Source organism: Dyadobacter sp. CECT 9275, assembly GCF_907164905.1.
Classification (GTDB): Bacteria; Bacteroidota; Bacteroidia; order Cytophagales; family Spirosomataceae; genus Dyadobacter; species Dyadobacter helix.
Genome location: NZ_CAJRAF010000002.1, coordinates 115,647 through 131,052 on the forward strand (window position 1 = coordinate 115,647; position 15,406 = coordinate 131,052).

9 protein-coding genes are annotated in these 15,406 nt (G+C 44.5%); 2 read left to right on the forward strand and 7 right to left on the reverse strand.

The genetic code is table 11. The features are described from left to right. Positions 1-352: 352 nt before the first annotated feature. The 4 genes from KOE27_RS08665 to KOE27_RS08680 form a co-directional block, all read right to left on the reverse strand. The gene (locus tag KOE27_RS08665; protein ID WP_215238499.1) at positions 353-1,792 is read right to left on the reverse strand and encodes a DUF1501 domain-containing protein; all 1,440 of its coding nucleotides are present in this window, start codon (positions 1,790-1,792) and stop codon (positions 353-355) included. 232 nt (positions 1,793-2,024) lie between these two features. Next, positions 2,025-4,325 (reverse strand): PSD1 and planctomycete cytochrome C domain-containing protein, encoded by a 2,301-nt coding sequence (locus KOE27_RS08670; protein ID WP_229252964.1) that lies wholly within the window; start codon positions 4,323-4,325, stop codon positions 2,025-2,027. A 348-nt stretch (positions 4,326-4,673) separates the two neighbouring features. After that, on the reverse strand, positions 4,674-6,182 hold the full coding sequence (locus KOE27_RS08675) for a RagB/SusD family nutrient uptake outer membrane protein (protein ID WP_215238500.1): 1,509 nt from the start codon (positions 6,180-6,182) through the stop codon (positions 4,674-4,676). A gap of 11 nt (positions 6,183-6,193) precedes the next feature. Next, a complete protein-coding gene (locus tag KOE27_RS08680; protein WP_215238501.1) occupies positions 6,194-9,418 on the reverse strand; it encodes a SusC/RagA family TonB-linked outer membrane protein in 3,225 nt (1,074 codons plus the stop codon). 587 nt (positions 9,419-10,005) lie between these two features. On the opposite strand from KOE27_RS08680, the gene KOE27_RS08685 reads away from it, so the two are divergent. Then, positions 10,006-11,886 (forward strand): gliding motility-associated C-terminal domain-containing protein, encoded by a 1,881-nt coding sequence (locus KOE27_RS08685; RefSeq protein ID WP_215238502.1) that lies wholly within the window; start codon positions 10,006-10,008, stop codon positions 11,884-11,886. 17 nt (positions 11,887-11,903) lie between these two features. Here KOE27_RS08685 and KOE27_RS08690 read toward each other — a convergent pair whose 3' ends face one another. Together KOE27_RS08690 and KOE27_RS08695 are read right to left on the reverse strand one after the other, a co-directional pair. After that, the gene (locus tag KOE27_RS08690; protein WP_215238503.1) at positions 11,904-12,338 is read right to left on the reverse strand and encodes a helix-turn-helix transcriptional regulator; all 435 of its coding nucleotides are present in this window, start codon (positions 12,336-12,338) and stop codon (positions 11,904-11,906) included. Positions 12,339-12,523: 185 nt separating this feature from the next. Next, positions 12,524-13,339 (reverse strand): 2,3,4,5-tetrahydropyridine-2,6-dicarboxylate N-succinyltransferase, encoded by an 816-nt coding sequence (locus KOE27_RS08695; protein WP_215238504.1) that lies wholly within the window; start codon positions 13,337-13,339, stop codon positions 12,524-12,526. 334 nt (positions 13,340-13,673) lie between these two features. On the opposite strand from KOE27_RS08695, the gene gap reads away from it, so the two are divergent. Then, positions 13,674-14,684 carry a type I glyceraldehyde-3-phosphate dehydrogenase gene (gap, locus tag KOE27_RS08700; protein WP_215238505.1) on the forward strand — a complete coding sequence of 337 codons (1,011 nt, stop codon included), beginning with the start codon at positions 13,674-13,676 and terminating at the stop codon, positions 14,682-14,684. A gap of 50 nt (positions 14,685-14,734) precedes the next feature. On the opposite strand, the gene trmB is transcribed toward gap, so the two are convergent. After that, positions 14,735-15,394: a tRNA (guanosine(46)-N7)-methyltransferase TrmB gene (gene trmB, locus KOE27_RS08705; RefSeq protein WP_215238506.1), complete on the reverse strand. Its 660-nt coding sequence runs from the start codon at positions 15,392-15,394 to the stop codon at positions 14,735-14,737. Positions 15,395-15,406: the final 12 nt, after the last annotated feature.

Genomic DNA, 15,406 nt, shown 5'->3' on the forward strand with positions numbered 1-15,406 from the left:
TTAAATACTATAACTTTTAATCGTTTAGTTTCCGGACCCAATGCCAATGTTCGGGATTTACCGGATCGTTCAGTTCTGGGATCAGATTTTGATAAAGGCTTCGTGGTTAAATGGTTTAGTGAATAATTAATCCCAAAATAATAAAATAAATACTTCAAATTATTCTGATAAGCTGCAAGTTTATGATTTAAGTTTAAGCCGCCCATCCTGTGGTATAGGGTTAGGCGGGATTTGGGATGGTTCCTCGCCGACCAAGCCTGAGCAGATTGTTTTAGAATAGCTGTTAGACTTACTGCTAATAAACAGTAATAAAAGAAAAGAGCCGCTCCGTAAGGCTGAGCGGCTTTTCATTTCAGGCAATTTTTTCAGTCAGTAATTCCTTCACCACCTGCCCTTTTCCGTCCGGCGTGGTGTAGAAGGGGCGTTTTTCCACTTCGTACTGAGTCTCGGGCGGAATACCCAGGGCATGGTAAATAGTCTGGTGCACCTGGGCAATTTTTATAGGGTTTTCGATGGTTTTACAAGGCCTTTCATCCGCTGTTTTCCCATATACAAAACCCTTTTTAATACCCCCGCCAAACATGAGCATAGAACCTCCGTCGGTAAAATGGCGGTGCATACCATAGAATTTCGGTTCCGAAAGGATGTCTGGCTGAGGTACCTGTTCCTGTACTTTAATGTCGGGCTTACCTTCTACCATCATATCCCGGCTGAACTCACTTGCCAGCACGATAAGGGTACGGTCCAGGTGGCCCGTTTTGTCAAGATCCTTAATCAATTGCGCAATAGGCCCGTCAATCTGTCTTTTCATTTCCTCCAGGCGGGTGTGTCCGTTCTCGTGGGTATCCCACCCTTTGAAAGGTTCATATTCGGTAGTGACGCTGATAAACCTCGCTCCCTGCTCCGTGAGCCTTCGTGCCAGCAGACAGCCTAAACCAAACCTGCCGGTGTTATAGATATCATAACTTTCCTTTGGCTCCGTATGCAGGTCAAATGCTTTGGACTCCGGAGAATTTAGCAACGCATAAGCCTGTTCCATGGATCTTTTCAGGGATTCTCTCTGATAGTCAGAGCCAAACTCCCCTACCGGACTGTTGTTAATCAGTTCGTTATAAAGTTGGTTACGTCTTTCAAAACGTTTGGCATCCATTCCCACGGGTGGCCTCACACTTTCCAGACCCTGGCTTGGATCCGGAATGAAAAATGGCCCAAATTCATTTCCCAGAAAACCTGCTGTATGGAAAGCTTTCAGCTCTTCGGCCTCTCCTACTGTGAACCTTTGGCCGATGTCAATAAATGCAGGGATGACCGGATTTTTTGGACCGAGTTCCTTGGCGATCCAGGAGCCCATGTGCGGAGCGGCAACCGTCTGGGGTGGTTCGTAACAGGTATGCCAGTGATACTGGTGGCGCGAGTGCAAGATATGCCCCATGTCGGCAGCGACGTAAGAACGGATTAACGTACCTTTGTCCATCACCTTCCCGATAGACTGCAGCCCGTCTGAAAAATGGATACCATCCAGCACTGTCGGTACAGATTTGAAGGTACTCAGTACACGGTTTCCTTCCATATCTTTTTCGAAGGGCGTATACTTTTTAGGATCAAAAGTCTCGGTATGCGCCATGCCGCCAGCCATCCACAGGAGTATAACCGTATCGGCGGAGGAATTGGCACCGGCTTTTCCTTTACAGCTCGAAAGTATGCCGGACAGCGGAGCACCGGCTGCCAGGGCTGCCATGGTAGCTGCGCTGGCCCGCTGCAAAAATTCTCTTCTATTCCAGTTTGAGTTCATTTACTTTCTTATAAATATTTGATAATCAATTAACTGAGGTGATATACTTTTCGTATTAAATAAATGTATTAATTAATACTCAATTTTTAGAACTTATAAATTTCTATTATACTTTTTATATATTTCAATTGTATCGATAAGTATTGTTTTACAGTCGGGATTAGCGTTTTTGAAACCAGTAATTTGCTGCCAATCAGGGGAAACCCAACGGTACGCTGAAAGGTTTCTTTCACTAATAAATTAACTGAAACTCTGGTACCAGTGCCATGGCCCACACCAGATCTTCAATACCTTCTTCGCTCGGTTTCGGCCCCAGTATTTTCTTTGCTGTTGCCAGCTCCTTGGGCTGCGGATATCTGCCGAATGCTTTCCGGTAAAGTTCTGTAACCAGGGAGTCGGAGGTTGGATACCTTGCTTTCCATTGTTTTGCGCCCTGCTTAAGGGTTTGCGTGAATTTGTTTCCATTGGTAAGTTCCAGGGCTTGCAGCAGGTTGGCTTGCGAAGTTCTGTTGGTACTTACTGTCTCCCGGTTGGGCCTTCCCAGTGAGGTCAGGAAGGGGTCATTTTTTACGAAACCGGCTCTTGCAAAAGGAAGCTGGCTTTTTATATCTTCGGGTAGCAACTTCGCAACAATGGCGGAGTCGGCGTACATCGGGTTAAAGGCCATGCTGATGGCATCGGTAAATTGTTCGGCTGTCAGGCGCCTGCGCACCATACCTGTAAATTTGTAATCATTGGCCATGATATCCCCTGCTTCCTTGACCGAAGTTGACGGCAGCTGATAGGTTTTGGAGGTAACGATGGCAAAGATCAGTTTTTTAATATCATAACCGTTGGTAGCAAAGTCCGAAGCCATCCAGTCGAGCAGATCTTCGCTCCATGGTACGTTGTCCATCATATCCACTGGTTCGATGATCCCGCGGCCCAGCAGCTGCGCCCAAATCCGGTTCACCAACGTCCGGTACAGGCGTCCATCTTTGGGCTGTACCAAAAGATCGGCAAGTTGCCGGAGACGTTTTTCAGTACTGGCATCTACACTGATTTCGCCAAGTTCGGGGAAGAGAATTCGTGTACCTGCAATTTTCCCGGTAGGTTTGTCGCAGCGGTTAATTTCGAGCAGCGTATCCGCAAAAATATTAGCAAAGGCATAGGAGTCTGCCAGTTTCCAGTCGCTGATAAAGCTATCGTGGCAGGAGGCGCATTTAAGGTTAAGGCCAAGAAAAACCTGCGAAACATTCTGCGCCGCCTGCATTTCGGTACGCTGGCTGGAGTTGATCGTCCCCCTCCATTTGATGCCTTTTATGAATCCTTCGGATTCTTTGGTAGGACTGATCAGTTGTTTTACAAATTCGTTGTAAGGCTTGTTGCTCTGCAGGGAGGAATAAAGCCATTTGGTAATATCAAAGCGGCCTCCGGTGATATATCCTGTGCCGGAATAGTCGTTTCGCAGGGCGTCGTTCCAGAACGACATCCAGTGCTGGGCGTAATCATTATTTTTATTGAGCAGTTCCTGCGCAAGGATTTCTCTCTTGTCGGGGCGGTTATCTGCCAGGAAAGCATCTATTTTTTCAGGTGTGGGAAGCAGTCCGACAATGTCAAGGTATACCCGCCTGATGTAAATCCGATCGTCAACAACAGGTTTCCATTCAATCTTGTTTTTTTGGAAATAGGCGTTTACCAGTCTGTCTATCGGTTTTACGATATCTCCGCTCGGCGCAGGCAGTGCCGGGGTGCGCGGTTCAAGTGCTGCCACACGGTATATGCTCTTTTCCTTGCCATCAGGCCAGGGAGCGCCTTTTTCAATCCAGTAAGTCAAAACATTAATTTCCTTTTCGGTCAGCCGTTTGCCTTTGGTCGGCATTGCGTCCTTATCTCCTTTGGGAAGTGATATCCTCCTGATCAGTTCACTTTTATCAGGATGCTGGGGCACCACCACCACGCCGTGCTCGCCACCCTTCATGATCATATCCTTACTGTCCAGGCGAAGTTCTCCTTTTATCTTGGATTCAGAATGGCAGCTGTAACAGTTATGCGCCAGGATCGTTCTTACTTCCACGTTGAGATCCTGGATCTGCTGAGGAGTAAGCGCTTTGCCGTCGTTTACGAATTTGAAATCGGGTTGATCAACTCCATCTGCAAGTGGTTCTTCTTTTGAAAACGGCAACACACTGGAAATATAGTCGTCGCCATGGGTAAGCATGGCACCATAATGCCCTGCAAGAGATACTCCCACAACCGTAAGAATCAGCAGAGAGCGGTAAAGCGCAATTTTCCCCCGGGTCAATGCGAAGACGGTCATACAGGATAATACCATGGTAGCAATTCCTGCCCAACGGTGAATTTCCAGGCTGTCGCCGCCGTATTCTCCCTCACCTGCCAGCAGCCATCCGAATGCCACAGCCACTACGGCACTACCGGCTCCAATCCATAATAATAAATTAATCCCGGCCCTGAGCTTGTCTGAGTTATGTTTCCAGTCAATAAGCTCCAGTAATAAAGCCACACAAAGCAAGCCAACGGGGAAGTGCACCATCAGCGGGTGCAGCCTGCCGAAAAACTGCCATAGCCAAAAGGTTTCAATCGTTTCTAGTAACACTGGTAAAGAGAAATTAGTGGTTCAGGATAAATACAGAATGATGAATTAAAATACAATATTTTGATCAATGAGTATAAAATAATTAATACAAGTATAAACGGATTGTGAGAATCTACTGTCCTGTTGTGTCTGTTTCGCCAGGATCGTGAATGGATAAATAACGGCTTCTTATTTATATCATGTGGTGTGTGTAGTATTGTTTATATAACGAAATATTGTATAATTTTAAGATAAATAAAAGGAGAATTCGCAGCAAGCGCGAATCCTCCTTCTGTAATGGCAATTTTAATAACCCGGATTTTGTACCAGCTTGGCATTGATCAAAATCTGAGGTGCCGGTAAAGGCAGTACATATTCAAAATCACTGAATATGTAATCATTTGAATTAAAAGGTACATTCCCACGGTCCACTGTTGGTTTGGCCTTTTCCATTGCACCATGTGCATTCATGAAGGCAGCCCATTGGGCAGGTGTTTTGGTTCGTTTAAGGTCAAACCATCTGTGGTTTTCAAAGGCAAGTTCCAACCTTCTCTCTTTAAGTACCGCAGTTCTGAAATCATCCTTGCCAGCGGGGGCTGCATCGGGAAGGCCGGCACGTTTACGGATCTGGTTGAGGTACCCTAGTGCTTCGGCTGTGGGGCCAGTCTGCTCATTCATAGCTTCTGACAACATGAGCAGCACGTCCGCATATCTCAGTACGGGCCAGTTGGTATTGGTCCGCTGTACAATAGTGTGCGGATAGTTGTACTTGGATACGTAGGGAACCGGATATTCTTTTCCATCCAGTATAAAGCTGGTCTTTAAAGAGATATCTTTTCTAAGATCCCCTTTTTCGTAAGCAGCAATAATGTCATTGGTTGGTACATTCCTTCCCCCGTTTGTACCAGCCGCATATCCTGTTACTGCTCCTTTGGATACCCTTGGCGCAAATACATACTGGAAGCTGCTTTGCTCACCGAGGTCGTTGTCTCCCTGATACTGAATCTCAAAGATGGATTCGATACCATTCTTTTTGGCCGGGGAAGGATCAAAATTGTCGGCATAGTTGGCATTAAGAGCATATCCGAGTGCAGTTACTTCCTTGAGCGTGGTAATCGCTTCGGCATATTTTTTCTGGATGAGATACGTTTTACCGAGCAGGCTTAACGCAGCACCTTTGGTAGCACGTCCTTTGTCACCGGCAGCTGCATATTTTGCAGGCAGCAGGGCCGCGGCTTCTTTCAGATCTTTCTCCACCTGTGCCCATACTTCTGCCTGCGGCGACCTTACCAAATCAAAGGCCGGATCAGGTGTAGAAAGCGTTGAGGTAACAATTACCACGTCCCCGAAATATTGGACCAGATTGAAGTACATGTAACCTCTGAGAAATTTCAGTTGGCCTTCGATCTCTTTTTTGGAAGCGTCCGCTATTTCAGCAACAGCCAGTTTTTCAAGGGTAAGGTTGTTGTTGTAAAGCGCTGAATAATAGCCGTTCCACAGGTTGGCAATTTCACCGTTTCCCGAGTTGATAGTCGAAAAGTCGAATGCTTCCCATCCTCCCGCTCCACCACGGTCCGACGGGTTCAAATCAATGGTCGTATTGTCGGTCTGAAACTCACCAAACAGGTAGGCAGTGTTGTTAAGCGTCTGAACCTGTCCGTATACTCCGTTCAGGGCTTGTTTGGCCTGAGCTTCGTTTTTATAGAAAACGTCAACACCTACCTTGGTAGGGTCCGTCTCGTTAAGGAAATCTTCGCTGCACGATGTATGTAACAAAGTAAGGGCGATGATTCCTATTGCGGTTATATTTTTCATGTTCATCATGGTTAGAAATTTACTTTAAGACCTGCAGAAAACGTTCTTGGCACAGGGTACGACTCATCGTCGTTGTTCAGCTCAGTTCCGCCGCGTACACCTGCATCAGGGTTGTTTCCCGGGTATTTGGTAACCAGCAACAGGTTAGCTGCATTTACAAAGATCCGGGCATCGGACAAAATTCCGTTGATTTTGGGGAGTGTATAACCTATGGTTACGTTTTTGATCCACATGTGTGTTCCATCATAAACATAACGTTCACTACTTTCACGAGACCATTTGAAGTTATCGGTTCCGCCCTGCGAGTGCTTGTCATTGGGGTTCGGGCCAGGGTTGCTTGGCGACATCCACCGGTCTTTTGCCTTTTCCAACACGTTGAAAACACCGTCCATATTCATGGTTGATGCCTCGATATTCCGGTATACATCAAATTTATAAGCCCCCATCAGCAGGACACTCACGTCAAACCTTTTGTAATCGGCACCCACGGTCCATCCCCAGTTGAACTTAGGATTAGGATTTCCAATTTCGGTCATATCCTTCGTGTCGTATGAAACGATGCCATCAGGCCCGCCGTCCGGCGCGCCGTGCAAATCAGCAAATTTCATAGAGCCCGGTATGGCACCATCCTGGAATGGGGCGGCCTGGATCTCTTCTTTTGTGTTGAAAATGCCCAGTTTCCTGTATCCGAAGATCATCCCGATCGGGCGTCCCACTTTTTGGATGTTATAACCGCCGTATTGGCTCCCTTGCAGGATAAAGTCATTTTGTCCTTTGATCGCCAATATTTTGTTACGGTTGAAGGTAATGTTGGCATTGGTTCTTAAATTAACCTGACCCAATTTAAGCCTGTAGCTTACAGCTAGTTCCACCCCTTTATTCTGAACTTTTCCTAAGTTTTTCAAAGTGGAGGTAAAACCGGAAACCGCGGGTATGTTGTAGCCGAGCAGCATGTCATCTGTAATTTTCTTGTAGTATTCAACTGTGAAAACCAATTGGTTGTTGAATGTTGCAAGATCAAGGCCTATGTCCAGCTGGTTAGATTTTTCCCAGGTAAGTTCCGAATTGGCAAAACGGGTAACCGTTTTACCGGACGCCAGTGTATTGTTGAATACATAATTGTTCAAACCCAGGAATGCAAGGCTGGCATAGTTGCCGTCGTCACCGGCATTTTGTCCCACACCAAAGTTGTTGTTGGCTGTAACGTTGTAGGTGTTGTTACCAGTCATCCCCCAGCTTCCTCGTAGTTTCAGGTCGGTCAGCCATTGAGCTTTCGGGATAAAGGCTTCTTCTGAAAGGCGCCATCCGACAGAGGCCGCCGGGAAATTTCCAAATTTATGCCCCTCACTGAATCTTGAGCTTCCTTCGCGGCGCATGGATGCCGAGAAGAGGTACTTATCTTTAAAGGAATAGTTAACCCTGGCAATGTAAGCCAGCATGGTCCACCTTCTTTCCATGGAATTGGAAGAACGTATGGTGGCATTTCCCAGAAAGGGAGCAAGGTCGTCGGGGAAGGTATTACCACTTCCGTACAACCCTTTCACGGTTTCCTGTTGTGCGCTATATCCCAGCATTGCGTCAAAGTGATGGCTTTCTCCCAAATTTGGCATATAGGTAAGTACCTGATCAGCAGCATAGTTTTTTAACTCTTCCGAATCGTCCCTTTCGGTTGCAATTCGCGGAGGCGCACCGTTGGTACCCGTCTGAACCGGAAGTCCGATGGTCGATGGAATGTACTCTTTGTAGGTATTATAGTTAATCTTGGCGTTAACAGAAGATCTGAATTTAAGGCCTTTGGCGATGTTAAGTTCGATATACCCGTTTGCCAGGACATCAGCTATGTTCCGGTTTCTCTTGATATTTTTTAACATGAACAACGGGTTGGGAAAGCCGAATATATCTCCCACTCCATTGTAGTAGGGAATCAGGTCTCCGTTTGCGTCATAAGCCGGATACCGGGGATCACTGATGAGCGTGAGCCCTACCTGGGCATTACGTCCGTCCGTACTGGCCAGGCTCGACCTGGAATAACTTCCCACCACATTCATACCCATGGAGATAACCTTGTTTACGTCCCCTGAAAGGTTGGTCCGGACAGAAGCACGGTCGTAACCGGTATATTTCAGCGCACCGTCTTCTTTGTAATAACCTACTGACACAACCGATTTGATTGGGCCCTTGCCGGATGACAAGGTCACATTGATATCCTTGTAAGGGGCATTGTTGTGAAGGATCAGGTCAAACCAGTTGGTGGAGTATTTGGTAGCCGACGGATCGCGGAAATCAATGGGTATCTCTTCCTCCGTAGGTTGTTTGGAATTCTTAAGGACATACCGCCCGATAAACACCTCTCTTTTAAACTGAGCGAAATCTTTTCCGTTCAATACCTTTGTTTTTCTCGATTCCGGAACATTTTGAAAGCCATAATCAATGGAAACATTGAGGCTTGTCTTACCTTCCTTGGCGGATTTTGTGGTGATCAGTACCACACCGTTTGATCCTCTGGCACCATAGATGGCAGTGGAAGCGGCGTCTTTAAGAACAGATATGGTTTCAATGTCATTGGGATTCAAATTTTGCCCCACCGACGTCCCTACCGGAAAACCGTCTATTACATACAATGGATCACTGCCTGCTCCAAGCGAACTGATACCCCGTACTTTAATATCAAATGATTGCCCTGGCGTACCGCTCTTTTGCTTGATGATCACTCCAGGAGCCTGGCCCTGTAACATACGGGTAACGTTGGATTTGGGAACCTCACCAATATCTTCCATGCTGATTACCGACACAGCAGACGTAATATCACGCTTGCGCTGGGTACCATATCCTACAACCACCACTTCTTCAAGCGCCTTGTTGTCAACGGCTAACGTAACATCTAACGTTGTTTGATTTCCTAACGTCACTTCTTTAGGTAGATAACCTACGAAGGAAAATACGAGCACACGGTTGCCCGACTCAGGCACACTGAGGCTATAACCACCGGACTCATCCGTTACCGTTCCTGTGCCGGTACCTTTCAGAATAATGCTTACACCTGGGAGGCCAGCTCCTGAGTCGTCGGTTACTTTTCCCTTAATAGGCTGTTCGGCCGCTAGGGTACCTGCGGGTAGTACAGTCGCACTGGCTGCGCCAGCAAAAGGAGCTAATAAAATTCCTGCCAGCAAAGGATACAGGAACGCGCTCCTGAATATCCCCCGACCGACAGATTTGGAAAGTCGAAATTTATACATATGATTTTGTTATTTAGTTGAAAGAAATTCAAACAACTGGGTGAATAGTTACCAGAAGTACTCATACTCCGTGGCAAGCCTTTTTCTTCCGTTGGGAATAAAGGCCGGGGTCAGGAACGGTTCAGGCTGAATTTTATCATAGGCGGTTAGTTAGGTTTAAAATTGAACTGGTATTAATGGAATGAAACAGGTGTCAGGAACGATGTTAGAGAGAAGCTTTTATGATGAGATCCGCAATAAAAAATAGCTGAATGACGACGGTGTAGATAGTATAATCTGATTTTAGCATTGAATAATTATATTATCGACTGGTTTATATTGTTTATATTATATTTCTAATGAAAATAATTTTGTTTTTTACAATGCTAAATTTAATTGTTTGTATCACTGTCCTGCACTGTCTGGTATAGCGGGTACGGTAACGGAAAAGTTTGAACGCGGCCGAACCCCCGGAAGAAAGATATCGGCAAACGTTATAAGTATACGTTGGTTACCTGATAATAAATTTTACACTGAATGGAATATCATTTAATTTAATACAATAACTTTATGAGTTCCAGCTTGTTCTAAAGCGGTTTTATGAGACTATGTTCAAATATATATCCGGAATAGTTCTTGTTCTCTTCTGCCTCGTGCAGGCTTCTGCAAATCATATGGTTGGCGGGGAAATACAAATGCATCGTACAGGCTCTGCAAATTTCGAAATCAAGCTGATCCAGTTTTGGGAAAGGAAGAATCTGGTTAATCCAACGCCATCCACTGCTGGTAACCGTGATGTTACGGTAGATTTATATATATATCGTAAGAGAGATAACAAATTGATGGACAAGGTTGTAGCCAGGTACAGATCAACCAAAAGCATCGAATACCAGAATAAAGCCTGTGCCACTTATCGTTCCATGGAAACATTAATTGGTGTATACACGGGTATCGTATCGCTGCCATCCGCAAGGTATAACGATACAGACGGCTACTATATAGCCTGGGAACGATGCTGCCGGAATGACGATATTAATAATATTGTGGAACCGGGGGACAACGGAATGGTTTTTTATCTGGAGTTTCCGCCTGTGTCAACGATCAATTCGTCTCCCGATTTTCTTGCACCCAATGGTGAGTATATATGTGCCGGAAGAAATTTTTCCATGAATATGTCCGCCGAAGATGCCGACGGGGACAAGCTGAGATATAGCCTGGTGACCCCGATGAAAGGGCATACTAATCCGTCATTTACGATAGGCGATGACACAGAGAAGTCGGGATATCCATTGGTGAACTGGCAGCCAGGTATTTCGGTGTCCAATATGATACCCGGCCCGTCCCCTCTGACAATTGATGAAAATACCGGAGTAATTTCCGTTAGATCCAATCAATTAGGGCTTTATGTATTTACAGTGCAGTGCGAGGAATTTCGAAATGGAAGAAAGATTGGCCTGGTAAGACGCGATTTTCAGCTACTTGTGATAGACTGCAACAGCCAAACTCCGGAGCCTCCCATAGTCACAGTAAACGGAGAACTAACAACAGCTGTTAAGTTCTGCCCGCAGAAATTAGTCGAATTAAAGACGAGTGCGGGAACCGATTGGTCGTATCAATGGCAACTCAATGGCTTTAATATTCCAGGTGCTACGGGTGCAACACTGATGGTAAAAGATACCGGTCAGTACATGGTAGTAAAAAGTTTTAAAACCAAATGTACACGGGATACATCGTCAGTTACTGTTTACGCTACTTATGGTGATCCCGTTCCGGCTAAGATTGATTACGAAAAGTCGGTACTTTGCCCGCACGATTCCATTGTTTTGCTCGCCAATGCAATCCAAAGCTTTCAGAATACCATTTGGACTAAAAACGGAGAGGATCTTGCCAGGGGAACGGCCAGCACAACAATTACCTCTGCCGGGTTATATCATCTTACCATTCAGGACAGTCATACAGGTTGTTCGGGAACGGATTCTGTACGGATCTCGGAAGATGTTTTGACTGTTGATTTACCAGAGGCTGTCACCATTCAGCTCGGCAGAAGTGTTACCCTGGTGCCGGTTATCAAGCCACTTGCAGATCTTAGTCATCTGCAGTGGTCCCCTTCTGCAATCCTTTCAGAATCTCCGGTACTGGTTGTTTCCCCGGAGGTTCCCACAGTGTATACCGTCACGGTGACTTCGGTTAACAACTGTACATCAACCGCTTCCACCTCCGTAAATGTGGTAGACCAGTTTTATGTACCCAATATCTTTTCCCCGGACGGTGACGGTAAAAACGATACTTTTCAGATCAGTAATATAAAAGATCAGATACTGAGCATCAGCATTTATGATCGGTGGGGAATGCTGATATTTCACTCCAACGGATATGAAGTTCCATGGAACGGCGACTACAACGGGCAGAAAGTCCAGCCAGGAAGTTATCCCTACATTATCAGATCAAAAACAGCCAGTTACAAAGGCGAGATTATGGTGGTTCGTTAAACAAGCATCTTCCCGGTTTATTGTTTGAATTCCTGGTAAGTACCATCTGAATAAAAAAGCATAATTCTTTCTACTTTCTTTTCCGTTTTTATTGCTCCGGGAAGAGCATTCAGATTTTCATAGACCGGTGTTGGTTCAGAATCTAATCGCCTGTTTAATTCTGGGGCGGTCTGAACCATGTTTTTTTGGGGGGATTTAGGGGCGTATCTTTCTGATGAAGAACTTGTTATTTCATCAGATTCCAACATTAATTCTTCGTCGTCCAAAATCCAATTCAGGCCAAGATCCGGAAAGCGTTTGACTATTTTTTGTACTATATCCAGACTAGGCTTATTTCTTCCTGCCAATATATGGGATATACTGGGCCTCTGTACGCCAATTTCATCTGCGAAAATAGAAGGAGACAGATTCTTGATGGCTAATATCATTTTTATTTTATCAGTCAGATCCATGTTTATTAAATTAAATTGATGCACAAATTTAAGTATATTTAATTAAATAAACTAAGTTGATAAAAATAAATACGATTATTTAAATAGGTAAACTTGGAGTCAGATTAATTTATTTACAAAAGTAAATGCCGGAACATACTGATAGACAGTTTATTCCGGCATTTGGTATATTGCACTAATCAGTTCTAGACCGCTACCTGGTTATCTCTTAGCGCATCATTTAAGGATGTTTTCAGATCCGTGCTAGGCTTTCTTTTTCCTATGATCAGTGCGCAGGGTACGTGGTAGGTTCCTGCCGCAAATTCTTTAGGTAAAGTACCTGGGATCACCACAGAGTCGGCAGGTACATATCCCTTGTATTCAACCGGAGTTTCCCCGGTTACGTCTATAATTTTAGAGCTTCCGGTAATGGTAACACCGGCTCCAAGTACAGCTCTGGCGCCAATATGAGCACCTTCCACCACGATACAGCGTGAACCTATAAAGGCTCCATCTTCAATAATTACCGGAGAAGCCTGTACCGGTTCAAGGACTCCGCCAATGCCGACCCCACCGCTTAGGTGCACATTCTTACCAATCTGTGCACAGCTTCCGACGGTTGCCCATGTGTCTACCATAGTACCTTCGTCAATATATGCACCAATATTTACATAGGAAGGCATTAGGATAACCCCTTTGGAAATGTATGCACCGTAACGAGCGACAGCTGGCGGAACCACCCGAACACCCAGTGAGGCATAGCCGCGTTTTAGTTGCATTTTATCATGATATTCAAAAATACCGGCCTCACTTACCTCCATCTGCTGAATAGGAAAGTAAAGAATGATCGCTTTTTTAATAGCTTGGTTTACGGCCCATGTACCATCAGATTTAGGCTCTGCTACACGAATTCGTCCTTTGTCTACTTCTTCAATAATGCTACGGATTAATTCGATAGAAGCAGGCTCTTTTAATTTTTCCCTGTTTGACCAGATTTCTTCAATTTGTTGGGTAAACTCCATGTTAAACTACTTATTTATTATAAACTATATAATTAATTGATTTTCAGCAACTTATTTATTTTCAAAATACAAATATACTGTTTATTACTCAACTCCTTTCAGAGCAGTTAGAAATAAGATGAAAGCGAAAGTTTAAATATACGGCAAAACATCAGTATAAAACAATCAAGTAAGCTAAAGGAGGTAAGAAATAAAACGCTATTGAAATTAGTAAAACCTAAATCGCAAATTTGTGATTTTTACTAATTTCAATAGTATTATTTATTCTACCGATTCTTCCTTTTACCTCAGTTTTTTCGTATTTTTGCGTTTGGAAACAAAATCCTATTATAATATGTCAAATGTAAAAGTTGCAATCAACGGATTTGGACGCATCGGACGCCTTGTGTACCGCCAAATCTACAACATGGAAGGTATTGAAATTGTTGCTATCAACGATTTAACAAGCCCAAAAGTACTTGCCCATCTGCTAAAATATGACACTGCACAAGGACGTTTTGATGCAGAAGTAAAATCAACTGATAATTCAATCATCGTTAACGGTGAAGACATCGTAATATATGCTCAGCGTGACCCGGCACAAATTCCCTGGGGATCACACGATGTAGATGTAGTACTGGAATGCACCGGATTTTTCACCAGCAAAGAGTCTGCCGAAGCACATATCACCGCTGGTGCTAAAAAAGTAGTGATCTCCGCTCCTGCTACAGGCGACCTAAAAACAATTGTTTTCAATGTAAATCATAACATCCTGGATGGTACCGAAACCATCATTAGCGGTGCTTCCTGTACCACCAACTGCCTTGCGCCTATGGCTCAGGTACTTGAAGAGCAATTTGGTATTGTGAACGGTTTAATGACTACCATCCACGCTTATACCAACGACCAAAATACCCAGGATGCTCCACATCCAAAAGGAGATTTGAGAAGGGCTCGCGCAGCGGCACAAAACATTGTTCCCAATAGCACAGGAGCCGCCAAGGCCATTGGACTGGTACTTCCATCATTGAAAGGCAAACTGGACGGATCTGCTCAGCGGGTTCCAACCCTTACTGGTTCATTAACGGAATTAACCGTTATTCTGGGTAAACAAACTACCGTTGAAGAGATTAATGCTGCAATGAAAGCCGCTTCCAACGAAAGCTACGGCTATACGGAAGATGAAATAGTGAGCAGTGATATCATTGGTATCAGCTATGGTTCCCTTTTTGATGCTACCCAAACCCGGGTACAAAAAGTGGGCGATACACAATTGGTAAGAACAGTGAGCTGGTACGACAATGAAATGTCGTACGTATCTCAATTGGTACGTACAGTACATTATTTTGCCAAGCTGATCAAATAGAAATAGCATTAGTTGCTTAAAAATGACCCGTTTAACACGGGTCATTTTTTTTACAGCCTTATGCATTTAATGAATTTGATACTGTACCCTTTGCTGACGAAGATCTTTTCATAATGCGTTTTGACGCCATGATGGTATTGCAGCAGCGGAGACTGATATAGGTCATCGGTATAATCCATAATCCTGAAAGAAGGATTGTCACTGATCATTTCAAGACTGTATTCGTAAAGGAAAGAACTATCCGTTTTAAGGCAAAATTCGCCCCCAGGTTTAAGATAGGAAGCATATTTTTTCAAAAAATCAGGATTAGTCAGCCGTTTTGGCTCATCTCTGTCCCTGACCTGGGGATCCGGATGAATGAGCCATATCTCGTCCAATTCCCGGGCTTGGAAAAATTCTTCTGAATACTGAATTCCAGCCCTCAAAAAAGCTACATTAGATAGTCCTGAATCCAGCGCTGCCTGGCTTCCCCTGGCAATGCGGTCGCCTTTGATATCCATTCCTATAAAATTCTTATCAGGAAAAACACTTGCAAGCCCTACGGTATACTCACCCTTTCCGCAGGCAAGCTCTAATACGATGGGGTTATGATTCTCAAAATATAACTGGTTCCATTTTCCCTTCAGCTGGTGATAAAGCGGCTTTCCCGCCTCAATTACATTTGTCGCATTACTACAATAATCGTAATGCATTAATTTTCGTCTTGCCATTAATTAAAATCT

Bases quoted from the DNA above. Each gene is read 5' to 3' on its own strand.
- KOE27_RS08665 (WP_215238499.1), bottom strand. From the start codon at position 1,792: ATGAACTCAAACTGGAATAGAAGAGAATTTTTGCAGCGGGCCAGCGCA.
- KOE27_RS08695 (WP_215238504.1), bottom strand. From the start codon at position 13,339: ATGGAGTTTACCCAACAAATTGAAGAAATCTGGTCAAACAGGGAAAAA.
- KOE27_RS08675 (WP_215238500.1), bottom strand. From the start codon at position 6,182: ATGAAAAATATAACCGCAATAGGAATCATCGCCCTTACTTTGTTACAT.
- trmB (WP_215238506.1), bottom strand. From the start codon at position 15,394: ATGGCAAGACGAAAATTAATGCATTACGATTATTGTAGTAATGCGACA.
- gap (WP_215238505.1), top strand. From the start codon at position 13,674: ATGTCAAATGTAAAAGTTGCAATCAACGGATTTGGACGCATCGGACGC.
- KOE27_RS08690 (WP_215238503.1), bottom strand. From the start codon at position 12,338: ATGGATCTGACTGATAAAATAAAAATGATATTAGCCATCAAGAATCTG.
- KOE27_RS08685 (WP_215238502.1), top strand. From the start codon at position 10,006: ATGTTCAAATATATATCCGGAATAGTTCTTGTTCTCTTCTGCCTCGTG.
- KOE27_RS08670 (WP_229252964.1), bottom strand. From the start codon at position 4,325: ATGGTGCACTTCCCCGTTGGCTTGCTTTGTGTGGCTTTATTACTGGAG.
- KOE27_RS08680 (WP_215238501.1), bottom strand. From the start codon at position 9,418: ATGTATAAATTTCGACTTTCCAAATCTGTCGGTCGGGGGATATTCAGG.